This is a genomic window from uncultured Bradyrhizobium sp., from assembly GCF_936928535.1.
Lineage (GTDB): Bacteria > Pseudomonadota > Alphaproteobacteria > Rhizobiales > Xanthobacteraceae > Bradyrhizobium.
In genome coordinates, this window is the sequence record NZ_CAKZHY010000166.1 from 78,420 (window position 1) to 103,755 (window position 25,336).

The 25,336-nt window shown below is 58.1% G+C and carries 20 protein-coding genes; 14 read left to right on the top strand and 6 right to left on the bottom strand.

What is annotated here, in order from left to right:
* The first annotated feature begins 145 nt into the window (after positions 1-145).
* The 4 genes from Q0687_RS31205 to Q0687_RS31220 all read left to right on the top strand — a co-directional run bounded on the left by Q0687_RS31205 (position 146) and on the right by Q0687_RS31220 (position 3,881).
* Positions 146-559: a cupin domain-containing protein gene (locus tag Q0687_RS31205; RefSeq protein ID WP_298885429.1), complete on the top strand. Its 414-nt coding sequence runs from the start codon at positions 146-148 to the stop codon at positions 557-559.
* A gap of 233 nt (positions 560-792) precedes the next feature.
* Positions 793-1,275: a Rid family hydrolase gene (locus tag Q0687_RS31210; protein ID WP_298885431.1), complete on the top strand. Its 483-nt coding sequence runs from the start codon at positions 793-795 to the stop codon at positions 1,273-1,275.
* 59 nt (positions 1,276-1,334) lie between these two features.
* On the top strand, positions 1,335-1,958 hold the full coding sequence (locus Q0687_RS31215) for a hydrolase (protein ID WP_298885433.1): 624 nt from the start codon (positions 1,335-1,337) through the stop codon (positions 1,956-1,958).
* Positions 1,959-3,461: 1,503 nt separating this feature from the next.
* Positions 3,462-3,881: a hypothetical protein gene (locus Q0687_RS31220; protein WP_298885435.1), complete on the top strand. Its 420-nt coding sequence runs from the start codon at positions 3,462-3,464 to the stop codon at positions 3,879-3,881.
* Between the two features lie 285 nt (positions 3,882-4,166).
* On the opposite strand, the gene Q0687_RS31225 is transcribed toward Q0687_RS31220, so the two are convergent.
* The gene (locus Q0687_RS31225) at positions 4,167-5,084 is read right to left on the bottom strand and encodes an NADP-dependent oxidoreductase (protein ID WP_298885437.1); all 918 of its coding nucleotides are present in this window, start codon (positions 5,082-5,084) and stop codon (positions 4,167-4,169) included.
* A 575-nt stretch (positions 5,085-5,659) separates the two neighbouring features.
* Here Q0687_RS31225 and Q0687_RS31230 point away from each other — a divergent pair.
* Positions 5,660-6,346: an antibiotic biosynthesis monooxygenase gene (locus Q0687_RS31230; protein WP_298885439.1), complete on the top strand. Its 687-nt coding sequence runs from the start codon at positions 5,660-5,662 to the stop codon at positions 6,344-6,346.
* Positions 6,347-6,592: 246 nt separating this feature from the next.
* Here Q0687_RS31230 and Q0687_RS31235 read toward each other — a convergent pair whose 3' ends face one another.
* Both Q0687_RS31235 and Q0687_RS31240 read right to left on the bottom strand, forming a co-directional pair.
* Complete coding sequence (locus Q0687_RS31235; RefSeq protein WP_298885441.1) at positions 6,593-7,138, bottom strand: carboxymuconolactone decarboxylase family protein; 546 nt, start codon at positions 7,136-7,138, stop codon at positions 6,593-6,595.
* A 21-nt stretch (positions 7,139-7,159) separates the two neighbouring features.
* Positions 7,160-7,777 (bottom strand): nitroreductase family protein, encoded by a 618-nt coding sequence (locus Q0687_RS31240; RefSeq protein WP_298885443.1) that lies wholly within the window; start codon positions 7,775-7,777, stop codon positions 7,160-7,162.
* Positions 7,778-8,604: 827 nt separating this feature from the next.
* Between Q0687_RS31240 and Q0687_RS31250 the strand changes: the two genes are divergently transcribed.
* From Q0687_RS31250 to Q0687_RS31260, 3 genes are all read left to right on the top strand, one after another.
* Positions 8,605-9,120: a DNA starvation/stationary phase protection protein gene (locus Q0687_RS31250; RefSeq protein WP_298885445.1), complete on the top strand. Its 516-nt coding sequence runs from the start codon at positions 8,605-8,607 to the stop codon at positions 9,118-9,120.
* A 262-nt stretch (positions 9,121-9,382) separates the two neighbouring features.
* Positions 9,383-10,861: a glutathione-disulfide reductase gene (gene gorA / locus Q0687_RS31255; RefSeq protein ID WP_298885474.1), complete on the top strand. Its 1,479-nt coding sequence runs from the start codon at positions 9,383-9,385 to the stop codon at positions 10,859-10,861.
* A 563-nt stretch (positions 10,862-11,424) separates the two neighbouring features.
* The gene (locus Q0687_RS31260; protein WP_298885447.1) at positions 11,425-11,826 is read left to right on the top strand and encodes a hypothetical protein; all 402 of its coding nucleotides are present in this window, start codon (positions 11,425-11,427) and stop codon (positions 11,824-11,826) included.
* 421 nt (positions 11,827-12,247) lie between these two features.
* On the opposite strand, the gene Q0687_RS31265 is transcribed toward Q0687_RS31260, so the two are convergent.
* Positions 12,248-12,505: a hypothetical protein gene (locus Q0687_RS31265; RefSeq protein ID WP_298885450.1), complete on the bottom strand. Its 258-nt coding sequence runs from the start codon at positions 12,503-12,505 to the stop codon at positions 12,248-12,250.
* A gap of 207 nt (positions 12,506-12,712) precedes the next feature.
* The gene (locus Q0687_RS31270) at positions 12,713-13,453 is read right to left on the bottom strand and encodes a Crp/Fnr family transcriptional regulator (RefSeq protein ID WP_298885452.1); all 741 of its coding nucleotides are present in this window, start codon (positions 13,451-13,453) and stop codon (positions 12,713-12,715) included.
* A 1,344-nt stretch (positions 13,454-14,797) separates the two neighbouring features.
* Here Q0687_RS31270 and Q0687_RS31275 point away from each other — a divergent pair.
* Positions 14,798-15,601: a YiiX/YebB-like N1pC/P60 family cysteine hydrolase gene (locus Q0687_RS31275; RefSeq protein WP_298885454.1), complete on the top strand. Its 804-nt coding sequence runs from the start codon at positions 14,798-14,800 to the stop codon at positions 15,599-15,601.
* 540 nt (positions 15,602-16,141) lie between these two features.
* On the opposite strand, the gene Q0687_RS31280 is transcribed toward Q0687_RS31275, so the two are convergent.
* Complete coding sequence (locus tag Q0687_RS31280) at positions 16,142-16,705, bottom strand: hypothetical protein (protein WP_298885456.1); 564 nt, start codon at positions 16,703-16,705, stop codon at positions 16,142-16,144.
* Between Q0687_RS31280 and Q0687_RS31285 the strand changes: the two genes are divergently transcribed.
* From Q0687_RS31285 to Q0687_RS31305, 5 genes are all read left to right on the top strand, one after another.
* A complete protein-coding gene (locus tag Q0687_RS31285; RefSeq protein WP_298885458.1) occupies positions 16,680-16,961 on the top strand; it encodes a hypothetical protein in 282 nt (93 codons plus the stop codon). The genes Q0687_RS31280 and Q0687_RS31285 overlap by 26 nt on opposite strands.
* 1,411 nt (positions 16,962-18,372) lie before the next feature.
* A complete protein-coding gene (locus Q0687_RS31290) occupies positions 18,373-19,866 on the top strand; it encodes an MHYT domain-containing protein (RefSeq protein WP_298885460.1) in 1,494 nt (497 codons plus the stop codon).
* A 1,081-nt stretch (positions 19,867-20,947) separates the two neighbouring features.
* On the top strand, positions 20,948-22,006 hold the full coding sequence (locus Q0687_RS31295; protein ID WP_298885462.1) for a class I SAM-dependent methyltransferase: 1,059 nt from the start codon (positions 20,948-20,950) through the stop codon (positions 22,004-22,006).
* A gap of 840 nt (positions 22,007-22,846) precedes the next feature.
* Positions 22,847-23,317, top strand: a complete 471-nt coding sequence (locus Q0687_RS31300) for a DUF3788 domain-containing protein (protein WP_298885464.1) — start codon at positions 22,847-22,849, stop codon at positions 23,315-23,317.
* Positions 23,318-24,275: 958 nt separating this feature from the next.
* Positions 24,276-25,163 carry a LysR family transcriptional regulator gene (locus tag Q0687_RS31305; RefSeq protein WP_298885466.1) on the top strand — a complete coding sequence of 296 codons (888 nt, stop codon included), beginning with the start codon at positions 24,276-24,278 and terminating at the stop codon, positions 25,161-25,163.
* The last annotated feature ends 173 nt before the right edge of the window (positions 25,164-25,336 follow it).

The following is a 25,336-nucleotide window of genomic DNA, read 5'->3' on the forward strand; positions in this document are numbered from 1 at the left end:
TTTTTCGGGTGGCGGCGGCATCCTCCACCCAATTCGCAGCATGCAAGTAAGGCCGCTGTGCTCTGGCACGCAGCATCGGCCAGTTCGGTCGGGCTGGGCCATCAGGCAAACGCGACAATCGACAGTCGACAACAGGAGCTTAGAAATGCCAGTCCAGAAGCCAGTTCTCACGGCGCCCAAGGGCGGTCAGACGATGACCTTGAGCAAAGGCTCAACCATTGAGTTGAAAGTGGAGAGCGGCCAATCCGGAGGCGACTATGGCGCAGTCCTGTGGAACGTGCGAGCCGGCGAGGAGCCGCCGCTGCACACTCACTCGCGCGAGGACGAGTTAGTCTTCGTGGTTCAGGGGCAGCTCATCGCGCGGGTCGGCGATACCCGCGTCGAGGTCGGGCCGGGCGCCTACGCGGCCCTTCCCCGCGGTGTGCCGCATACGATCGAGGTGGTAGGCGACCAAGCGACCCTGCTCGTCAGCTTTGTGCCGGGTGGGTTGGAGCGCTTCTTGGTCCCAAAGGACGGCAAGGAGCCAAACCCAGCGGATTTCGGCATAGCGCTCGCCTAGAAAAGCGTGCAGGGGTCTTGATGCGGCTGGTGCCCTTCCTCGCGACGGCATCATGCGAAACGGCGACAATAACGATCGTCTCTCGCCTCTATGGCGAGAGGTGATTTCCCTCGCCTCGCGGGGCGTTGCAAGGTCACGCTCCGTTGCAAGATCACGCTCCAAAGCATCGTCGCACCGACATTCAGTGTCGCCACCGAGACCCGAGGCGAGACTGAGACGCCAGGAGATTAGGTATGCAAAGCAAGGACGTAAAAGCGGCCTTGAATGGCAAAGAAGCCACCTACTTCGGTGTGCCATGGGAAGATGCCTACGGATACGCGCAGGCGATCAAGGTTGGCGACACCATTTATGTCTCCGGGCAGCTCAGCCATGACGAGACGGGAAACCTGATCGCGCCTGCTTCTCTCAATCAATCCGGCGAGCCGGCAGACTTCTCAATGATGGAACAGCAGATGTGCGTGACCTACGCCAATGCGGTGAAGCTTTTGGCGCGCTTCGGGGCAACGCTAGACAACGTCGTCGAGGAGACGCTCTATGTCCTCGATGTCGACGCAGCATTCGCCGTCGCGGGCAAGGTACGCAAGGAGGCCTACGGCACAGCACGACCTCAGTGCGCCAGCAACCTGATCGGTGTAGCGAGGCTGGCCTTTCCTCAACAGCTCATCGAAATCACCTTCAAGGCTATACTGCCAGGAGTAGAAGCGAAGCCGCGGTAATGAGTCCTCGATTTGGAGCTAATGAAATCGTGACCCAAGGACCTAAAACCGAGAGGACAATGTCCGATATCCTGATCGAGCCGAAGGATTGCGCCTTGGTGCTGGCCGATCAGCAAGCCGGACTTGCTTTCGGCGTGGGATCAATCGATCGCCAAATGCTTCTGAACAACGTGATCGCTCTAGCACGCACGGCCACTGTTTTCGGCATACCGATCGTGGTGTCCACGTCCGCCACCAAGGTCTACAGCGGCCCCCTGATGCCCGCAATTCGGGCCGCGATTCCCGAAGTAGTCGCGATCGATCGACGCAACATGAACATGTGGGAGGACGACGCTGCGCGCGGCGCGATCGTGGCGACCGGACGACAGAAGCTGATCTTCTCGGGATTGTTGACGGAGGCGTGCGTGACCTTTCCTGTGATCTCCGCTCTCGCCGCTGGGTATGAGGTATATGTCGTCGGCGACGCTTGCGGCGGGCTTACTCCGGTCAGTCACGATCTGGCGCTGCGACGCATGGAAGTTGCGGGAGCGAGGCCTACGTCATGGATCCAGGTGCTTCTGAAGCTTCAACGCGACTGGACCCGGCGTGCGACCTACGATGGAGCCCGAGCTATCATCGAGGCTCATGGCGGCGGCTACGGTATCGGCCTGGCCTACGCACGGGATATGATCAAGCCTACGTAAGAAACCCGCCGACCACGTGCTCGGGGCGCAGGTCGAACTGGACGTCGTAAGTCTACTCAGGGAGAGCACCAACAATTCGTCGCCATCAGGAATTGTCCCATATCCAATTCGTCGGACACTCTCAAAACTTACTTGCCTCCGCTCGCACGCTTACGAGCCTTTTCATCTAAAGATGGCGTCAATCAGCTGCTCAGTCCAAGCCGTTTCGAGCAGTATTTCACGAGCCTGCACGTGCCATAGCCGCGGGCTACGGAGTTTTGCCCCCCTGATTTGGTTATGATGGGTGGGTTCCTACGTGATAGCCCTTCGGCGCTGGTGCCGTCAGCAACAAGGCCGGGTGGTGTGTTCACGCTCTTTCGCCGTCATGTCGGAGACTGGTCAGACGCGGCGCGTTACGGATTGGCGCGGCAGCTCTACCCCGAGAATCCGACCTGGCGTTGAGGTAGCATCGGCGGAATGGGCAATACGCAACATTGGCTGCAAGAAATCACGCAAGCACGGGTTGCTGTCCTGGATCTAGCGGGAAACAGATCGAAGGTGGCCAAGGCAAGAGCTATACATTCCACATGGCGCGGTTCATCGGTTAATAATAACACGGATCGAGACGTGAAGGCGCTCTGTGCGATCGCGCCGGCAGCAATAGGTCCGCCATATTTCCACGAACGTGCCGAGGTGATCCAAGACGGCCAGTGGTGGGCCAGGCAGCGGAGATCATGCGTGGCCATGGTCTCGCGCCGGCTTCCTCGGACTCGCAACGGCACCTACGGAGCCCCATTGGACCGACAACGAGGTGTCCGGCCGGCGGCCGCAGCCAGTGCATTGAATGCATCGACAATAGTCGATCAAATCGTCGAGTTGCCAAGCATCTTCAGCGACGCCAACTCATCTATGAGCGTCCAACATCGATCAGGATTGCGATCAGACCGTGCGATCGGAAAGCGCGTGCTTCAGGTATCAGTTGCGTGCCATCGGGCGTTGAGCGATCGCTCGCCACTGATAGTGGCGGCAAGATTTTATGTGCTGCTCGTTGGCATCTTCCTTTCGACGAAAATCTAGATCGAAGAGCACGCCTCCAAGTGATTCGGCCACGACGAGAAAGATAGCGCATTCACGTTGCTTCGGCGCGCTTTTGAATGCGAGGTAAGAACAAGATTTGCTCAGACTCGAGCGGGGTGGAAGACTCGCTGCCGCCGTGCGCGGCTGGCACCGATCCTGAGGTACAAATCAGGAGCATTCAAATGAAAGAGATTTCTGCGCTAACCACTTTCTAAGCTCTCGTATCGGCCGCTTGAATTAAGTGCAGACGCGGCCGCTCCAGAGAATGAAAACGATAACGATCCTGCATTTCTAACGGCGCACAGACAAGAATATCGTTCCCCAGCACCTCATCGATACTTAGCAGCACGAGTGCCTATCAATCACGGCGCGGTTGATCTCATGCGTCGCCCTACTCTCGATGTCCCAAGAACTCAAATGAGCAGCCCAGCATGCAGGAGTTGCGCTATGCCCTTTCGCCGCGTCACAAGTTCTATCCACACCTACCTCGTCGACTTTCCTGCAGCCAGCGTCTTGATGATCGCTCCTTTCCGGTTGAAGTTTAGCAAGAACAGTCCTGTCGGACTCTGGCTTTGGGCGTTGACCCGCATTACGGCGCTTCTGCCGCCCACTCTCGCGGATCACGCGACGGGGCTCGTCCGAGCCATCCATTACCGGCTGCATCCGTGGATGGATGGCGCATTTGGCGCGATTCCCATTACTCCCCCGGCCGCCCTCCATTTTGGTGGGATCGACATCTGTTGCTACCCGGTTCTCGCCGCTGCTGTCTTGCTAACGGCGCCAGCCCTCAGTGCGATTGAAACGAGCACTGACCTGGTAGCCAACCTCGGCACCCGGGCTATCGTGTCGCGGTCGCTTCAATTTTAACCAGCACTCTGTCGCAGGACAACGATAAGTAGCGCCTACCCTGAATCAATCAAGACAAGGCCGCGTAGTACGCGCTGTATCGTCGCTAGCTTCGCCATCAGCAATGAGCAGCGCGCAATCCGCGGGACACTCTATGAGCCAGAGCCAATGAGCTTCTGGCTAGATCGGTCGGCCGAGCCGATATAGCTGATCCGCTAAAATGCGATGAATGGCTTACTTGCTTCCCTACAGGCGGCGGATGAATCTAGGCAACGAACACCGCATGCATCCGCGCGCGCGTGTCGCTCACGGACAAACGCGGATGACCTTCTTTCCGCTAACACGCTCAACCTGGTTGAAGGTGGCAACAGCGTCATTGAGCGGCGAGACCATACCGATGTTCGGCCGCAGTCGTCCGTCTCGCACCCGCTGAACGATCTCACCCAGTTGGGCGCGGTCGGCTTCGACGACAAAGTCGATCGCCAAGAAATTGGCGGGCTGTATCTCGACCGGCCCGACGATCGAGACCAGCGTTCCTCCGGCTCTCGTCAGACGTGCGGACTGTTTCCCAATATCGCCACCAATGAGGTCGAACACCAAATCGACGTCGCCGACGTCTTCCAGGGAGTCGTTCTCCAGGTCGATAAACTCCTGTGCGCCGAAGTCGAGCGCTTTCTGACGGTCTGCGGCCCGACCTGTGCCGATGACGTAAGCGCCGGCCTCACGTGCGAGCTGGGTCACCATCGATCCGACTGCGCCGGCAGCCCCATGCGCGAGGATGCTCTGGCCCGCCCGTAGACGTCCGTGGTCAAACAATCCCTGCCATGCGGTAAGGCCTGAGATGGGTAAGCTCGCACCCACTGTGAATTCGACGTCGCCCGGCAGCGGCGCGAGATTGCGTGCCTCGACCGCCACGTACTCCGCCAGAGTGCCGTCGCGATACCAATCCGCGAGGCCGAACACCCGCTGTCCGACCGACAGCCCTGTCGTGCCATAGCCGAGGCCGACGACCACTCCGGCCAACTCGTGCCCAGGAACCGACGGTGTCCGATCGCGATCGAGGCGATCGGTCCAGGTCGAGGGCCACGCAAGCTCGGTACCGATGAATCCTGCCGCGTGAACCTGAACGATAACATCGTTTATCGCCGCCTCCGGCTTGGGCCGCTCGACTAGCTTCATTCCGACTGTTCCCGCAGCCTGGCTGGTCACTGCAATAGCTTTCATCGTCCACCTTTTGAGCGTGGTTTCGTGATGTTCGTATTCCGAGGGCTACCAAAATACGATCCAAGATTCGTTCGTCTAATGACCTGTAGCTATGGAATCGATGCCATTGACGCGGCGCTCAAAGATGCAGAGGTGTGGTACAGATATAGATATCTGTTTCTCATGACGAAACCAAATCGTGAGTGGGCGGAACATGATCATTTCTAAGCAGCAGTGCCGTCGCTCAGGCGCGCTCCCGCTCACTCGCGGCGGGTCGTTGGAGTCTGCAATAGATCGGCTGGAAGGCGCACGGCGTCGATTGTTTCGAGCGCCACACCGGAGCAGCGCCTCCTGCTCAAGAAGTCGCCCGCGCGGAACTCTCCACAACTGGGATGAGATGTTCACGAGCCCATCCTGCGGGCCGCCTGTAACCCACGCCATCATCGAAATGATCGCCTTACGGGTCGGCTCTCGTCAACAGGGCGACCAGGATGGGCGCCGTCATAAGGCTATGGTCGAGGCGCACAGTTCACGTCGACAACAATTGCAGACACACTCGATCGACTAGGTGGCGCCACTCAAGAGCGAGATACTATATGTTTTCAGTGATCTTTGAGACCCTCCCAAATCGAGAGAAATGGGATGACTACCTCGACAAGGTCCGGGTACTTCGCCCTGAGTTGGAGCGGGTTGATGGCTTCGTCGACAATACGCGCTACGAAAGCCTGACCCGCGACGGATGGATCCTTTCGCTTTCGAGCTGGCGGGACGAGAAGTCACTCGTACGCTGGCGTACCAGCTTGCCTCATCATGAGGCCCAGCAGGAGGGCCGCGACGAAATCCTCGCTGACTACCACCTGCGCGTCGGCCAGATCACCGCTGACAATCGACTGCCGCCGGGTTGCGCCCTCACGGACCAGAGGCTCGAGGAGACCGAGTTTGGCGAGGGGACGACGGTCACGTTGATTAATGCGACTCGTCCGACGGAGTGGAAGCAGACGGATAACCCGTACGACTGCGCCGAGTGGCTCGGCCTAAATCCGTGGGCCGCCGACTGCACGTCCTGGGACATCTTCGAGGCCTTGCTCACGCCTGGCGCCCTGATTTTGCTCATATCTTGGAAGGACGCGGCTGCAGCGCTGGCTTACGAGGACACTTCCGTGCTGGATGACAAGGCCAGGCTCCGGAGAGTGCGGATTGTGCGAGACTACGGGAAGTACGACAGGCGTGAGGCGCCTCAGTATTTCGTAGATGCCGAAGGCGGCGAAACCATCCACGCCTGACAACTGCGAGCCCGAGCGGACTGAACCGCGACGAAGTATCTTCCGCGACGAACGATCTTCCTCGACTAAATATCAGCGCGCCAAAGTGGGGATTTGACGTCATGGCGATTGACAATCACCTCTGTAAAGGAGATTTGTCTCAAACTACTGCCCCCTTGTAAGCTCGCTTTTTTTTGCAAGATCCCCTTGGGCCCTTCCCACGCCACCCGCAGCCTCTCAAAATAGCCGATTGCGACCGGATAGAGCTCAGACGGAGTCGGCCAGCGGAACAACGGGAAAGTCCTTCTCGGGATCAAACACGTAATTTAAAAAGTTCGTCAAAGAGTACATGGCCACCAGGGCGATGATCTTCATGACGTTCGCGTCCGTATAGCCGGCATCGCGGACGACTTGCAAATCGGCTTCACTGACTCTGCCCCGGCTCTCGATGACTTTGCGCGCAAACTGGACGGCGGCGTCCCGCTTCGGCTCGATGGCATGCCCCTTCCGAGCGAGAATAATTTCATTCGCCGGCAGCTTGGCCATATGCTCGGCGGTAAAACAATGAACGTTCAGACAATAGTTGCAGCCATTCACTTCGGACACAGCGAGGCCGATGCTGTCACGGGTCTTCATGCCGAGAGCCTTGCTCAACGACGCGAGCAGAGCGGCCCAGGCGTTGAACGCAATCGGGCTCTGCGCGAAGGTCGACATCATGTTTGGCGTGAAGCCGATCGCCCTAGTGAACGCATCGGGGGTCAGTTTGCAATCCGCAGGCACGTCTTCTGGCTTTAAGGCTGCAGCTCTTGACATCGCAGCTGCTGTAATAGAGTTCTAAACAAGTTCCAGCACATCGGCCACCGGACGACGCGGCTTCTGCGGCCAATTTCCCGGGCGCTCGGCCCCTACGGACAAGAGCATGACTGGTACTTCCTCCTTGTTCAGTCCGAACTCGCGGTGCACCGCGTCAGCATCGAAACCGATCATCGGCGTCGAGCCCAGCCCCCACGAACGGGCCGCATAGATCATCGCAGCGGCGCCGAAGGTGCCGGTGCGTATTGCCTCGTCGCGTTGGCGCTGCGGGTACTCCATGTACAAATCGCGCGCAGGAATTTCCCATTCCGGCACCATCTCTTCAGGCATAATGCCTGCTTTCACCAGAGGCGCTAGACGCTCTGGTATTACGCTCGAGTCGGCCAGCTGGCCGCAGACGATAAAGGTAACGGCCGCTTCGGTGATTGCAGGCTGACTCCAAGCGATCGGACTCAGTCGCGCCTTGGCTTCCGCCGTGCGCACCGCGATGAATCGCCAGTTCTGCAGGTGAAACGATGTCGGTGCGGTGGTGCCGATCCGCACCAGTTCGCGGATTTGGTCGTCGTTTATCGTGGCCGCTGGGTCATAGTACTTGGCCGCGCTTCGGCTCAGGATACATTCGATCACGGCGTTGCTCATGGCGGCTCCATTAGTCATGGTATTTTCGGTCATGGTGGTTGCTATACGTGCTGGTATTATTGCGGTGACGAGCAGATTCGAACTCATACCGGAGGCGATGGGCCACCGGCCCCCCTCGCCTGGTCCGTCTCAACTACCGTCTTTATTGTCCCCAAGCCGGCGCGCCGTGGGCCATCATCTTCCGCATTCATTTGCATACGAAGGAAACTATTCTGGCAGCCCTAGCTCGGCCAATGACCTCTAGTTATGAAATCGATGTCATCGACGGAGCGCGCAACAGTCCATCGGATCGTGCAAACATGCTCTTCTTGCGACGAAGCGAATCTCTTATTTGACCGAAAGTTCTTGAGAGCGGGCGAGCAGAGACGCCTAATAGTTGCGCGGAAGGGGTAGGCAACACATTAGGACGGAGGCGGTGATAACGATCGTCTATCAATTTCATGTCGAGAGATCATTTCCCTCGCTCGCGACGCGAAGTCACTGTTTGACCCGCATGGTGCGATCACTCTCAGGATCATTCAATGGCGCTCCGCGGTAATCGACGCCTCGATCCTGCCGAACATTCCTAGCGGTAATACCAATGCTCCAACACAAGCACTCGCCCGCCACGCCACCGCGATGCTGGTCGAAGATCTCAAGCAGAGATAAGGCACTCGGGGCAAGCCGACATAAGCAGACGTCGATGGTCTATGAGACGAAGCTACCCAGCCGTATCAACATCAAAGGGCTGACCCTGCAAACGGGCAGTCTCTATTCGCGAAGCATTCTTATTCAGAGCCACCAACGGTGAAGAGCAACACAGCAGCCGCCTGGAAGGAGAGACTAAAATGAGTTTAGAAGACGCGAGAAAGCGCCGTGAGGCACCACTCGATACTCCGACTACCCTCGGCTCAAATGCTATCAAAGATATTTCGGCTGCACTGACGGTACTCTTGGCAGATGTGTTTGCGCTTTACGTCAAGACTAAAAACTTTCATTGGCACATTTCAGGTCCGCACTTCAGGGACTATCACCTTCTTCTCGATGAGCAAGCTGCGGAGATTTTCGCGATGACTGACGATATAGCGGAAAGAGCCCGCAAGATCGGGGGCACAGCGATCCGTTCGATCGGCCACATTGCCAGGGCGAAACATATCGCGGACAATGACGCTGATTTCGTTACACCCGACGACATGCTAGCCGAGCTGAAGGAAGACAACCTCGCTCTCACCCAGCGCTTGCGGCAGACACGTAACATCTCCGACGAACATGGCGATGTCGCCTCGGCCAGCCTGATCGAAAATTGGATCGACCAGGCGGAACGTCGCATATGGTTCCTGTTCGAGGCGACCAGGAGGGCTTGAACGCAAGGCCATTCGCACAATTGGGGCGACCCGATGCGCTCCCCAAAGAAGGAGGGCCCCTGGCTCCTCCGCCGGTCCGAAGTAACAGCATGCCCGGCAGAGCTCAGGGCGGTTCAAATCCAGAGTAGGCACCCGTCTAAAGCGACATTTGCCAACGCGCGTGCATAGACGATGCGATCGGCGCACGCGGCTAGACCGTCCGCACAGAGTGAATTGGATACCTGACTTGAGCGACACAAATGGATTGCAGGGCCTCAGAGGCGTGTCGAGACCGGCGGCCGACGCTTCAGAGTCGCCTCCCCGCGATCCGGAATTCGACGTCGACCTGTTCGTCATTGGCGGCGGTTCGGGCGGCGTTCGAGCCGCGCGCGTTTCGGCGGGATACGGCGCGAGGGTGATGCTCGCTGAGGAGTACCGACTGGGAGGAACGTGCGTTATTCGCGGTTGCGTGCCGAAGAAGCTGTTTGTCTACGCGAGCCGCTTCTGCAGCGCGTTCGACGACGCTACGGCGTTCGGCTGGCACTTGCAAGTCCCGCGTTTCGACTGGCCATCGCTCGTGGCGGCGAAGGACCGCGAGATTGCACGCCTGGAAAGGCTCTACGGCGAAGGCCAAGAACGTGCGGGCGTCGAGGTCGTGAGGTCTCGCGCTGTGCTCGAAGACGACCATACGGTGCGCCTCCTCGAGGACGGCCGCCGCGTTCGCGCGCGCACGATACTCATCGCGACAGGCGCACGGCCCGAGTTGCCTCCCTTCGACGGCATTGAGCTTGGCATCACCTCGGATGACGTCTTCGACATGAAGACGTTCCCCAGGAAGCTTGTCATTGGCGGCGCCGGGTACATTGCGATGGAATTCGCTGGTCTGTTCGCAGCGTTGGGAAGCGACGTCAGCGTCGTGTGTCGCGGAAGCAATGTCTTGCGCGGCTTTGACGAGGATGTGCGCCAAGCGATGACGGGGTCTTACACGAACCGTGGCATCAAGCTGATGTTTTGCGACAGCATCTGTCGCCTCAAGAGACGGACCGGAGCCGTCGGCGGTGGCGACAACGCAGGAAGGATTGACGTTACGACCGAACAGGGCGCGAGGCTTGTGGCCGACCAGGTACTGCTCGCCTTCGGGCGCGTTCCGAACACGGGCTCCCTCGGACTTGATCGCGCCGGCGTCAAGACTGCGGCAGACGGCGCAATCATCGTAGACGCTAACTCGCGCACGAACATCGGGAATATCTACGCTGTGGGCGATGTGTCGAATCAATTCAACTTAACGCCCGTCGCGATTCGCGAAGGCCACGCATTCGCCGACACGGTGTTCGGCAAAAATGCTTGGCAGGTAGACTACTCCAATATCCCAACCGCCGTCTTCTCCAGCCCCGAGATCGGCACTGTTGGTTTGACGGAGCTGGAAGCGAGAGCGCAATACGCTGAAGTCGACATCTACAAGGTCCGCTTCCGCCCGCTGAAGGCGGCCGTAACAGGGGATTGCGAGGCCTCTCTTCTGAAAGTCGTCGTGGAGAGCAACTCTGACCGGATCCTTGGGATCCATATCTTCGCCCACGAGGCCAGCGAGTTGATCCAGATGCTTGCGGTCGCGGTCGGCAGTGGCGCAACCATGAAAGACTTAATGTCAGTCATGGCTGTGCATCCAACAGTTGGGGAGGAAATCGTCGCGATGCGTACGCCCACCGTGCGTTACGATCGGCGCGACGCCTCTGCAGCACTCGTCTCAAGCGCCGCTGATTGACCCAGCCGCGGCCGGCCTCGGAAAGACCAACCTCGAAGCTGCGTGGGGCCCTGAGCTCCCCAACATGCAAAGGTCTGGAGCAACCGCGAGACAATCGATAACGCCGCACCGCCTTTATAGTATTGAGAACTCTGCGGGTTTGTGTTGGTTGCCTGAACCGGCCACTCGTCGCGGCAGCGCCTGCGCTTACGTGCGAACACTTCGAACTTTTAGATCTGGAGGCGATCATTCCCATCTATTGAACCCGACACTCAAGGCGGCCAGGTCATCCTGTTCTTGAAGACCGGAGAAGCGCATTTCCGTTACCGCTCGACACAAGCAAGGGCGAGGAACACCAGCGGCCTTTCACTAGCCTACTCCGGCGCGCGAGTGGAATGGAAACAATAACGATCCGGCATTTTTAATGTTTGGCGTTCCCGCATAGCTTTCGGTGCCTATAACCAGGTTCCCGACGTTTGTGTGCAGAGTGCCCGCCGCCGCTATAGAGCGGCCCATCGTCCTTTTGGATTCAGGCAATCTCCGCGGCGCAAGCGCCACCGCCAACAATCGCAAAGGAGTCGCCGATGTCGTTCCGCTTTATCACCAAGTCTTTCCACGCCTATCTGATAGATTATCCCATCGCCTTCCTCCTAATCGTGGCGCCGTTCATGCTGAAACTTGGCCAGAGCGGACCGCTCGCAATATGGCTTTCGGTTATTGTCGGTGTCGCCGCGCTGCTCTTGGCTGCCATGACCGACCATCCCACCGGGCTGGTCCGCATTATTCCCTACCGGATGCACCTCTTGGTTGATCGCGCAGTCGCTATTCTATTTGCGATCGTGCCGCTTGCCCTTAAATTCTCTCAGCTAGATGCCCAGTACTACTGGCTTCTTGCCGCGGCCATCCTGCTCGCGACGTCAGTTTTCAATGCGCCTGAGGAGCCGGTTGCGACGCCTTCAAGATTGTATGGACGCCGCGGCGGTTGAACTCCATCAAAGTCGCTGCGTCATAGCGGCATCTCCGTCGCAATGGGTCAAAAACCTGGAAACCCTTGCTCCTCTACTTGAGAGCCGCACCCTCGACAGGTCCGGGATGCGGCTTTCAGTGTCTTCACGCCGACTCTGGTAAGGCCTTCCCAGACCTTGCTAGCAGGCCGAAGTACGCTTTTTAGAGGAGACCCGATGCAGTCCGACGTGCGCGAGACGTCAAACGATGGCTCATGCAGCCTTCTACGGAAGCTTAGTGAACGACACTCGCATTCGTCTCTGCGATCCCCATTCACTTCATATTAGGAGACGGTTCTGCTCTATTCGCAGCATTCTGCGACCGGCTCATTTAGATGCAGACTTCGCGGGCACGACTGCAAAATACTTTCAACGCTGCCCTGATTAGACCCATTAGATCGATTCACTTTTGGCTTCGCGTTACACCTACTGCTGCCATCGCGGCGACAAGTCCGGCTTGGGTAATCCGAAATTTTCCCCACCCACTCAAGACTATCCATCTGTGGTCGCCAGCAAACCCGATTCCGCGCTCATATTCGTAATCGTGGAGACCTGCCTCTGTGAACCAAGACTGCGCCATAGCATCCGCGATATCGATATCCGGTACGCAACCGTGATCGAAGAGAATCTGAATAACTTGCAAGGCTTCTTGTTCTTCCATTCCCGTTCTCCTAATTCTCGACAGCCAGGTACCACCGGGGTCGTGCGCCTGCCTTGCCACTTGCCTAGCCGCATCTCGTAGCCGCATGAGTGAATGACATCACCGAGGCCAGATTGAGTGGGTTCGCTTGAAAGAAGTAGATCGATGAGTCGGGGAGCCACCTGCAACAACCTGGCAACCAGTCACTGTTGGTTGGGCATCGCAATGCTATCGGCTCCCATGCACCAACGGTTCGCCGTTCGGAGTGCCAATATTCAGCAGTTGTCGTTCGTACTCGCGCTCGATAAAGCTCCAACAATGGCAGGAGATCTGTGCCAGCCGAGACGCGTCACGCACGACGAGGCAGCCACGCATCATTTCGATAAGCCCATCCTTCCTGAGTTGAAGAAGGCAGTCCGTAACGCCGGCGCGACGCACTCCGAGAAGCTGAGCAAGCACTTGGTGCGTGAGAGGGATCTCGTTAGAGCCAAGCGCATTGCGAGCGAGCAGGAGCCATCGCGCAAGGCGCTGCTGTAGTTGATGGGTTGTATTACATGCTCCTGATTGGGCGGTTTGAATAAGGACGGAAGCAATATAGGCGTGCACCACGCTACGGAACGTCGGCAGACGGGCAATCGCCTCCTGAAAGCGATCCACCGTCAGTCGATTAGCCGCGCCGGCCACTTGCACTATTCGACGGTGCATCGGCTGCGCTTTTGCCGTCAACGCGAGATGTATGCCCGCAAGTCCTTCCGAGCCGATCAGCCACACCTCAACGAACTCCTGCGGCCCCACCTTGGCACCGACCGACACAAGACCACTCTCGACGAAGTACACGTGTTGCATGCGAACGCCGTAGCGATGAAGAACTTGCCGCTTCGTAAGCGGCACCTCCTCCGAGAGCAACAGAACGTTCTTGAGTTCTTCAGGTGGGAGCAGACGTAGTAATCTGTTGCGAACTTCATACATCAGATTCAACGTCCTAATACTTTCTGAGCAATCGAGCTATCCAACTGTACGTTTTCGTACCAAGAAACTGCGCCGGAGAGCGACGTAACGCTCGTTGGTCAGCTCGTATTTAGTAACGTCCGGGACTTGGCACGTGCCGCTACAAGACCTGCGTCTGCGAGGGTGCGCACGACAAGTCGACGTGAGCAGCTGCGTCATGAACTGGATGGTGAAGGTCGATGCATTGGCGCGCGCGACAACAATTGGTCCACAGCGGCAACGGAGTCTCTGCCGTTGGCGCCAGTTGAGTTCCTGGCTATGGCACCTGCGGATGGGGACGGCAATAACGATCGTTTATCGATTCTATGTCGGGACGTGATTTCCCTCGGCAGCGCTAGAAGGCCATTCTCGTCGGCGGTGAACGGACACTATGAACACGAATCGGTGCCACCATGAACGTTCAAGGCGGACGCGTGGCAATCGCTATTCCACTCGGACTGCCGCCAGCTGCCGCTAGATCGTCTGCTGCACCGATTGATGCCAGATGGATCACTTGGCGGTACCGGCCGTGACAACGGACGTGCGCTATTGAGCGCAGCGAGGTCATCCCGATGCTTCGTACTGAGTTTATCGACCTCGGCGCTTTTGCGACGGGCGCCACGGACCGACACGCCGACTGTCCGCCGTATTGATAAATTTCTCCTGCGTTCTCCTGGAGAGAGATGCTGAAATGAACAAGACTGCAGAGCCCCAGCCGGCCGATCCACGGGATGTCGCATGGGCAGTTTAGCGAACTGGCTTTATCTGATCGGATCACTGTGCTTTGTTCTTGGGACAGTGATCAACATGCTTCCGGTTTGAGGAAGGGGAACGTCTGTTTCAATCGGTCTAGAGTTCCGCGGTCATGCGCACCATTCTTGAGTCATTTCGACGAAGCCAAGCGGTCCTGCCAACCAATGGTATCCACTTTATCCTGAAGCGACTTGACCCTTGCGCGTACGTGAAACGACGCGAAGGTCCAAACTTAACATTGGCTCCAGCGCAAAACCGATAGAGGCCCTCAGTGCCCTCATTGGTCACCTTGCTCGACCCCGCGATCTCCTATGTGCGCCCGATGAAGAGCAGAGTCATCCTGCGAACGGACCGATAGGGGGCCTCCGGGCAAAGGTGCGGTGTTCTCATCACCAGGACCGGCCCAGGTGGTTAATTGTAATCCTTTGGTATGGTCGCCTCAGACAAATGCAGTGCAGAGATCGACCTCAGTGCAATGGTCCGGGCCGTCTTTTCTGACTAGGCTTGGATAAGAACGGAACAGTCGTCTGGGACTGCCATACGGGACCGGCAAAAAGCAAGGAAAGAGTTGTGATGGGCTGGATGTTCGACAACGTCGAACGTTTGATCGACCGGCTGAGGAAGCCCGCCCATCAGTGTGAGCCCCTCACCACGGACGATCCAACGACCGCCCTACGCCGCACTCTTCAACCCGCTGACGTCCTGCTGGTCGAGGGCAAAGGTCGTCTCTCCAGCAGCATTAAATATATCACTCAGTCGTCATGGTCGCATTCGGCCTTGTACGTCGGACCGATATGGGGCGCCACAAATGGTGGCGAGCCGCACGTCCTGATTGAAGCCAATATCGACGAAGGCGTCGTGTCGGCCCCTCTATCGAAGTATTTGCATTGCCACACCCGCATCTGCCGGCCAGTGGGGCTAAGCGATGCGGACCGCGAACAGGTCTGCCGCTACGCATTCGAACGCATAGGTCTCAGCTACGATTTCAAGAACGTCATCGACCTCGTGCGCTATCTATTCCCTTGTCCCTTCACGCAACGTTGGCGTCGACGAACCGTCGCGCTCGGCTCCGGCGATGCGCGTCGGATCATCTGCTCGACTCTGATTGCGCAGGCATTCAACGCCGTGCGTTACCCAATCTTGCCCAAGGTCACGCACATGAAGAATAAATCCGGGCGATGCGACGTCGCCGAGATCCGTCATTCGTCTCTTTATGCACCGCGCGATTTCGATCTATCGCCCTACTTCCTGGTGGTGAAGCCCACGCTATCCGCCGGCTTCAACTATAAAACCATGTGCTGGGCCGATCTCGAAGTTGACGCCGCACAAGCCACACTTGCACCTGAGATAGAACGCGCGATAGCGGCAGTGGTATAGCCAGACATTCCGTGAGGTAAGGCCAGACTATTAAGTGCGAAATCGGTTGTGCTGTTGTCATTAATCACCATCGCGCTCATTCAACAGGCTCAAACTCCGACCACAACTCCTCGGCACACTCTTCGTCTGCTCTCAAAGCGTCAAAGCCAGCAGTGGCGTTTCGGAATAGAGCGCGCCACGACCAGCGGCTGCCGACGCTGCCAGTTGCTCTTGACCCTCGCGCCCGATTAATCGGTGGGTGTGGTATCGTCAGCCCAAACCGTCCCGACCGGCGTTTTTCGCGATGCGGATATGCATGCCATTCGACGCGCGTGCTGTAGGCAAGTGCAATCAAGATAGCTACGGCACGCTAAGCTAGAGCATTTTACCGCGATAGAACGCAGGCAAGCCGCTCCTTGAAGGATACGGATTGCTTGAACCGATGACACATGGCGCGCGATGGGTCTGAACCTTCATCTCTCACAGACGGAAAGGCCCGCCCGCGCTCGCTTTGGCGGCGCGATGGTGCACTCTATTCGACTGCCTCTCCATCTTAACCGTTCATGCGCCGGCGATAATCAGAAGTGCGGCTGAGGTGGCTGTCAAACGATCCAGAGTGCGCCCGATTGGCAGCTGGTTTCGAACGCAACGACGGTTCATGTTCTCATATATTGTACATGTGGCCCTTCGGTCGTCGGTCCCGGCACTTTTCTCTGTGCGCAAAAGACCTCGAAAAGCGAAGATGCGCGAATGCCGCGGGCGTCCCAAACGTTCGCTGTCGAAAAAAACGTATCGACTGATAATCCGTTCGTGCTTCACCGTGATCACCTCCCGGCCCTTGACGACGGGGTTGCCGTCTCTCCCTGCAAGAGCCCACGGGTACGTAGACATGTCCCCCGTTGTCTGAATTGGGCCGGTGACCGCGAGGTCCATTCCCGGCATCTGCGCCTGTACCGCCTTAATCGCAAGTTCAACGCCCGCATAACCCGAAAACCACGCTGCCTGCTCGCCGATGACCACGTCCTCTGCATAGGTTGAAGGGATGCAGGCGATGCGCTCAGCGGCGTCTCGCGTATTCCAGATTTTCAGGTGACGATCGATGATCTTTGCGATGAAATTGGGCATGGCTCACTCACGCTTGCAAGACCTGATCGCCCTGCGCTTGCGATCAGGCCATGATGGCATGACACATCTGACGCCAACTAAAGCGCCGTTCAGATTGGAGGCCCAGCACCATCGTGCGACCAGCGCGGTTCGGTCCATCCACGACAGCGTCGTTCCGATCATCAACCCACTCGCTATCAATGCGCACCCAGTAGCGACAATCTTTATCCTCCCAATCGGTGTCATCAATGCAGCAAGCATTGCAGGCCAAAAGTGACTGTTCATCTCGCGACCAATGTCGTTCGCTATTCGTCCATGATCCCGTTTTACTGTTGCATTCGCGATGCCTATGCACCCTTCCAGCGCGTCAAGCCTAAGCTGATCGCCATAGCGGCGCAATTGAACGATCGGTAACCGTTGGGCATCTAAAGGGGTCACCGATACGATACGAAGGTTTTATGGTGCTCGAGCTCTAACGCCTACTACCTGCGCCTAGGGACCGAAGATCGCGCAGCGCTCGAGCTATCCGCAGTTTCGTCGTGGGTACGACGACTCCTCGATGGACTCAGAAAATCTGGCGTTCGCGGCCAATTTTCCACCTGGTCGCGTGACCACTTCTGCCGCAGCACGATGGCAGCGCGGTGATCCTGCCGCACGACCTGGACCTGCCCGCAGGGCGAAGCTGGCAAGGGGCAACGGCAAGCCGACGACTACGAACGAACAGGGCAGCGACGCCGAGATCACCGGGAGAAGAACAAGGCCGACAAGACAGTGGGGAAGGTTTGCAAACGTTGCTGAAGTCCTTCATTGATATGATAATCTTCTTTGCAGCAATCGCTGCCGTCCAGTCCGCCCAGGGGACAGCAAGCGACACAACCATCGCCTAACCGCGCCAGCAGTGAGCAACCAACCGCGGTTAGCTAGCCGGCGAGCAGCGGCGCGATCCCGCCCAATAGGTTAGAAAAGAAGACCAAGACATATGCCGAGGCTGTTCGTGTTGCTCGACAGCCAGGGGGCAAAGTTGTCCGGCGAGAGCCGTAATTTGCGCCGCTCAAATTGTGAGTCTCCTTACAGAGGCAGCCAAGACGCCTTCGACCACGGCGCCAGAACGCCGCTTGTGACCCTCAACCAACATTCAATCGGGCATCTGAACGGGAAAGGTTTGGAGGTTTCCCCATCCGTTTGCGAGCTCGATTCCGTATCTAGCGCTTGGTTCGGATAGGTCCTGGCCGGTTCGGCTGATGTCAAAAGCGTGTATTCAACACACTCCCCGGTGTCGACAGCTGCTGCTCTAACAATGGGGCGACGAACAATCAGGGCCGCCGTCGTCTGGTAGCGATGAACGGCGGCAATCCGACAGACGAGGTGCACGCATTCATATTGCGAGCACAGCCAATCGGCACCCAAACGCCGGCTTCAGGCGTCGAGCCCACGCCGCGGGGGGTCTGGCGGCGCTGTTGGTGGCCCATCGGACCGGTGCCGCCGACGTCCATGCAGATGGCGCGCCTCACTTGAGACAGTCTCGCTGCCGAACTTTCGTCGCCCTTGAGGGAAGCGAGTCCTTGCCCCATCGTACTGACGATATCCCTCGCGTGGCGCAGTCGTAGGAGCCGGCATCCGGAGAAAGTCGGTTGGGATGCCTCGGATGGTGCCGCGCTCGTCTTTGCTCCGAAATGGGGACGATCCCGATGGTAATTACCCCGACATACGATCCGTCTCTCGTTGCCCTGTCCATCCTGGTCGCTGGCTTCGCGTCTTACACGGCGCTGGATCTCGGCGGACGCGTGGCGCTGGCCCAAGGACCCACGCTGGCCCAAGGACCCACGCACCGCATCTGGCTGGCGGCGGCCGCGCTCACCATGGGAGGCGGCATATGGTCGATGCACTTCGTCGCCATGCTCGCCTTCGAGCTGCCGATGCCGGTGTCCTACGATGTCGGCTTAACTGTCCTTTCCCTCGTGCTGGCGATCCTGGGCACGAGCGGCAGCTTCTACGTCATCAGTAGCCCGGGCGCATGGCGCCCCCGCCTCGTCCTCAGCGGCGTCTTCATGGGGCTCGGCATCCTCGCCATGCACTACACCGGCATGGCCGCCATGCGGGGGCCCGTCGAATTGAGCTACGACCCCTTGTGGTTCGCGCTCTCCGTGATCATCGCGATCGGCGCGGCGACGGCGGCGCTGTGGCTCGCGTTCGGAACCACGGACCCTGGGCAGAAGCTCGCCGCCGCCATCATCATGGGCATCGCCATTTCCGGCATGCACTACACCGGGATGCGGGCGGCCATCTGTACCGCTCCCGCCACGACCGAGGTCACCCGCGAGGACGCGACCCTCGATCGGACCCCCTTGGCAGTGGGGATCGCCGGTTTCGTGCTCGTCGATCTGGCCGCCCTGCTCGCCTCCGTGGCCAAGCGCAAGCGCGCCGCGGAGGCCCTGCGTCAGACGCAGGCGGATCTTGCCCATATCCAACGGGTCACCGCCATGGGGGAGATGGCGGCCTCGATTACACATGAAGTCATGCAGCCGCTCGGGGCGGGAATGAACAATGCCGGGGCGGCCTTGCGCTGGCTGGATCGCCAGCCGCCAAATCTGGACAAGGCCCGGGAAGCGCTTGGTCGTACCGTCGAAAACGGACAGCGTGCGGCCGAGATCATCGGCCGCATCCGTGCCCTCGTCAAGAAGGAGCCCCCGCGGAAGGATGCCTTGGACGTCAACGAAGCGGTCGTCGAAGTCATTGCCCTGACCCGTGGCGAAGTGATGAAAAACAATGTCTCGGTGCAGACACAACTCGCGGAGGGCTTGCCACTCATTCAAGGAGATCGAGTCCAACTGCAGCAAGTGATCCTTAACTTGATCATCAACGCCGTCCAAGCGATGAGCGGTGTCAGCGAAGGCTCGCGCGCGTTGCTGATCGGCACTGGGAAAGATGCATCGGGCGGAGTGCTCGTCGCCGTGCAGGATTCTGGCCCGGGAGTGAAACCGGAGAGTTTCGAACACCTATTCGACTCATTCTACACCACCAAGCCCGGCGGCATGGGCATGGGACTATCGATCTGCCGTTCGATTGTCGAAGCTCACGAGGGACGCATATGGGCCACGCGGAACGCCGGGCCAGGGATCACCGTGCAATTCACTTTGCCGATCAACGATCAAGCCACGGCATCCGCGCGTTCGGCGGCGTGATCTTCACTGCTATTCAAAAATTCTTCCCTGCCGCCAACAAAAGATGATGAAGGTCCTGCAGAATGCGGACAAAATCCGCCTTGCTGGATCGATCACGATTTTCGGGCATGGCCGCAATCTGATTATTGGACGCGGGCGGGCCCTCTTGCCAAGACCGCATCGGGGGATCGACGATGTTTTTCTAAGCGGGCGCCCCGCAGCCAACTGTGGCAGTAGACATTAATTACTGGAGCGGCAACCCGCGGCTCGATCAAGGGAAACACGGGGGGCGCTACGCCGCCCGCCTTGTTTGCAATTGCCTGCGCGGGTCGGTCCAGGCGCACGGAGTGCGTCGCGACGCAAAAGGCCGCCTGCGTTGCCGCAGGCGGCCCACGCCTCAGGAGGAACGTCCAAGGCGGGCAGCGATAGCGAGGTGGGCTGGGGGGAGGTCTCTCGCTACCGCGTACGGTATCTAAGATGATCGCGATCACCGGCTCAATTGTACGTCGGTAGACGTCGGGCATCACAAGGGATCACAGGAACGACACAAAGGTTTATGGCCGGCCACTTCTGGGAGGCCGCCGTCACTGCCTGCGCATACGTCGAGCATTTACAGCATCACTATGAATTTGACAGCGTGACGAATGATGGTGGCCGCCGCCATCTGTCTCTTCGACCTGTAATGTCTGCAGAGATTGCTTGAACGCGCCCCTAGTAAGCCGCCCGACGATGGCCAAGGCGTTCAGAGCAAGAGTGCACTCGCGCCGACGCGCTGGCACTCGCGGGCTTTCTGGGACCGCGACCGAGAGCGGCGGTCGTGCGATCATTGGTGCAGCCTCAGTCATCGTTCGCTCCTGCTGCATCGCGGAGAATCACTCACTTCCGCTTTCGGTGACACAGCGAGCGACAGGATTTGCCGTCGGCTCAGCCGGTCGCGAATGACCGTCGTGAAGTTGGTCGCCTTTAAGGGGGAGCGCCATAGACCTTCGCATCGTTCCATGACCACTTTGGATAGCCGACGATTACCTACGTTCAATTGAACCGCTGATCGCGATCGCCATAGGCTGCATGCCTGCGAAAAACAGAATTTCTAGGAGCAGCCTTGAATATTGTTCTACTATCTCAGTTGTCAGCGGCCGCCATCAGCACGTTGTTTGTGGCATACAACTTGTTCCATTACGTACTTTTTCTTTTGGTGACCCGACCGAAGGACGCGAGCAAGATCGGACACAAGCTGAATGAATTCGAGCAGCGCCAGTTGATTGAATGGGTACCAAAGCCAAACGACTTTCTCAAACACGACGACGAAAAGCGCACATATGATGACGTGTTCGGCACCTATCGCGACGAGCAAGCGAACTACAGCACGTGTGTATTTCCACGATTGGCATTTTCGCACCCTTACGAGGCCGAATGTGCACTTTTGAAGCCGAAAGACGGGATGCGATTTCTCGATCTCGGATGCGGCTCTGGCGCGGCAGCCGAATACCTGGCCAGGCGGAGCAATATCGAGATTGTGGGCGTGACTAATTCATCTGTGCAGGCCGAGATCTGCCGGCGGAAATTTGCGAGCCTTGGCGGGCGTGGACACGTAATAGTCGTCGATTTCGACAGCCTAGATCTCCCAAATGAACACTTTGATGCCATCTATGCGCTCGAATCGATTGGCTACACCAAAGACTTGGACGCTTGGCTAGCTAGATGCTGGCGGATGCTCAAGCCGGGAGGACGGTTGCTGATCCATTCGCCGGGGTCGCTGGATCATTGTCGCCGCACCAAAGACTACCTGAGTGTCACCGCCTTCTTCGAGAATTGGCGCTACAATTTTGTCGGGGCCAACCTTCTCGTCTACAAGATGCGCCGACTTGGCTTCAGTCCAATCCGCTATCGGCGACTACCATTCTTGGCCTGGGGAGTAACCTGGAACTTCATTCAACACATGCTGTTGTGGAAGTACCGGCTAAAGATGCGCACATTCGTGGAACTAGAGCGAATCATTTGGCGTACGTCGAAGGTGTTTGTGTTTGGCAACCCGTACAACACGGTGCTGGCCACCAAACCAACGGCTCCATCTTGCTCCCACACTCACACGTCGGAAGCAGTGGTTGACGTTACCGAAATTGACCGCGAGGTTCGCGCATCAATACCGGCCTCATTATAATCGCGCTGTTCTGCGTGTATCTGCGTTCCTCCTGGCCGGCCATGACGTCGGCTTGTCGCCTTCGATCCGCCCTTGAAGAGGGCGGTCTTTCATTTGGCCAGTTGCGAAGGCGCGACTTCCGTTGTTGGCTCTTTGCCGCCCTTCGACGGTTGCGGCTCGATCAACGTCGCTGAGTGATCGCTGCATCAGCGGCCTCTCGACGCGCCCGCCTGGCAGTTCAAAAATAAAGGTGACCGAGCGGCGGAGAGAATGGGAACAGCATCCATCAGCGTTGCCGGCTGAAACGCCACTTCCGCCGCGAGGGCACTTCCAAATTGGTAACTGATAAGGATTTTGTCATTTCCTTATCAGTCAGGACATCTCGTTTCAACGCTCCTAACGTGCCGTGCGCGCCTCTACGCATGGCAGCTCGTGTACAGGGATCGCACTGAACGATTGGCCCACCCGCAGTCCGGCAGGCGAAAGATGAGGTCTTGCATTGACCCGCCCCTGATCGGGGACGCATGGCTTGCAGCCCGATAGCATGCGTGACGCTTCGAATATAAGGCGATGACTCCGCCACATAGACAATATCGCTATTGGAGATGCCATCGCGGTTTGCTGGATGCAGAGCTCGGCTACGCCTTCTCCGAGACTGTGCCGAAAGTCCAAATTTCGTATCCACGAATCCGCAGCCCCTATTTCTTCTTTGACGAACGATCCGTCCGGGCGTCAATAAGGGGCTGAGGGGCGGAAGAAATATCTCGCGTAACCTCGATTAAAAACGCAAGAATTTGCGCAAAAATCCTTGACCGAGATCGAGGTGCAGCCCGCCAATTCTTCCGAACCTTTCGAGATGTAATGAAGGAAAGCGGCATGGAGCAGTCTCCCCAGATCGGCGACAGGATCACGGAAAAATCGGAACCGCCCGATGACAACACTGTCCGCGACTGGCTCGGGCCGAAGGCGTCCGTGCATTGGGCCGAGCTGCGGAATTGGATCGGAGCATACTACCCCGGTGTTTTCGCGCCGGATTGGCTATATGGCGGCAAGAAGCGCGGTTGGTCGCTGCGCTACAAGAAGTCCAAGGCATTCTGCACCTTCGTACCAGAATACAGGCGGTTTACTGTCCTTGTGGTCTTAGGGGGCGCAGAGCGAGAAAAGTTTGAGGAACGGCGTTATGGTTGGCGCTCGCACCTGGTCAACCTCTACGATCAAGCCAAGACATACCCTGATGGGAAATGGCTGGCAGTTGCTATATCGTCCGCAGCTGCTCGACATGATGTGACGGAGCTTTTGACTATGAAGCGCCCTCCACCGACACGCGGTTGAACGTCAACAACAACAAATCGCCAGGTCGGCAACAAACAGGGTCTTCATACAACGTGTTTTAACCGCGATTGGCATCCGGTGACTCTTAGCGTTGCAATACTTCAAGGCTATTCATGGAGGCCGATGCGCTTCATTTGGTGCAGACGACATTCCCTCGTTTGGCTTCCCGGAAGGCTCGTCGAACTACTTATCGGCGCCCCACTCTTGTGTGCAGACAGTGCCTTGCTTCGGAGCAACGCGGAAATCGGAATCGAGAACGTCCGCAAGTGGCGGCGATCGAGACCGGAACCCAGCGCGCGTCCGTCCAGACGGGCTGACGGCCGCAGGCCTGGCTTTACCTACAATGTGATCTCTTTAGTGCCTTTGAACCTACGCTTGTCGGGAATGGATTTTTCTTTGATCTCCCGGTGTACACAGAGCGTACACGTCACCCTCTAGCTGACCGAAAAACGTGTACTCTCGCTCCAACGATCATTGGAACGACCGTCCTTGTGAGCACCGTTCCCGATCGAATGCATGAATTGAGCGCGTCGACGCTCAGTTCGTAACGAGAGACCGAGGCTGACCGCTCACCTCTGCCATTCGCACACCTCCGGAACTGATAGGATTTCGCCACTTTCCTTGTCAGTGCGCGAACGGACTCCATCTGCGACCAACCTCGTCAACGCGCCGCGTAGGCGTCATTTTACATTAGGGTCGTCCCAAGCGAGACTTTTCGCGCCCCACATCCTATTTCTATGAGCTGGGGTCAATTGCGCTCGAAGGATTTGGGCGGCTTTAGCCGCTTCGCCCACCGTGCGCCGTACGTTTCGGCAGCCGTGGCCCGGATCGTCTTCGTCGGGCTATACACCAGGTGCCGTGAAGATCACCGCCTTGCGACGCTGGCCACTCCTTCAGATTTCGAATAAGTTGATCCAGGACGAAGCTCGACGATAACCGAACTCTGCGCAAAGACGAGATGACTGATCGGCTCCTTGCTCTAACACTATTCGTCCGTGTCGCACATACCGGTAGCTTCTCGCAGGCCGGCAAGGACCTCGGACTTTCGCAACCTTCGGCGTCCCGACTCATCGCGTCTCTCGAACGCGAGGTCGGCGCTGCTCTCTTTGCGCGATCGACAAGGGCCGTTGTGCTCACCGAAACCGGGGCCGACTACCTCGCGAAGGTAGAGCCCGCGCTTAACAGTCTGGAAGAAGCGACCCAAGCCATTCACGGCAAGGGCGTGCTTCGCGGCGTGCTCCGGATAGGCTTGTCGCCCAGCATGGCGATTCGGGAGGTCATACCACGCCTTCCCGCCTTCATTTCGAAGCACCCTGCGCTGCGGATCGATTTGGCCATGGACGACGGTCGCCAAGACCTCATTAGGAGCGCGATCGACGTCGCAATCCGGTCCGGAAAGTTGGACGATTCGTCCGCGACTTTAAGACGGGTAGGATCAAATCCTCTGCTCATCGCCGCTTCGCCGGCCTACCTGAAGCGGGCTGGGTGCCCGAAAACGCCCAACGATCTGCTCGGACATCCCGTCTTGATTGGTGTCCCCGGTACTAATGGCGTCTGTTTCTTCGAGAAGAACGGAAAAACCGTTTCCATAAAGGTGGAAGCTCCTCTGTCCGGGAACATCCACGAAGCGGCCGTCGCTGGCGGCGTCGCCGGGATCGGGATCGTGGCTTGCAGTCTCTGGGGCTGTCGCGCCGAGCTCAAGTCGGGCGCGTTAGTGCAGATCCTGAGGGATTGGAACATGGGCGCCGCCGACGTCAACGCCATATTCCCCGCCGGCCGCGGAGCGAAGCTCGCAGCCCGCGCGTTCGTTGAACATTTCACGAAGAACCTCAAGACGAATCCGTGAACCCTGCCAGCTCGGCTGCTCACCGTTCCATGGCGTGAAATCGTTGAATGTGTCCAGCATCCGACGAGAGCATGTGGCGCATGCGTTCACTTCGACTTCTTCAAAGCCACCTAAATGCGTAAGCGCTTAGCCGCGACCCTATTGAAGCTGGCTTGACGTTTTGCGGAACCGCC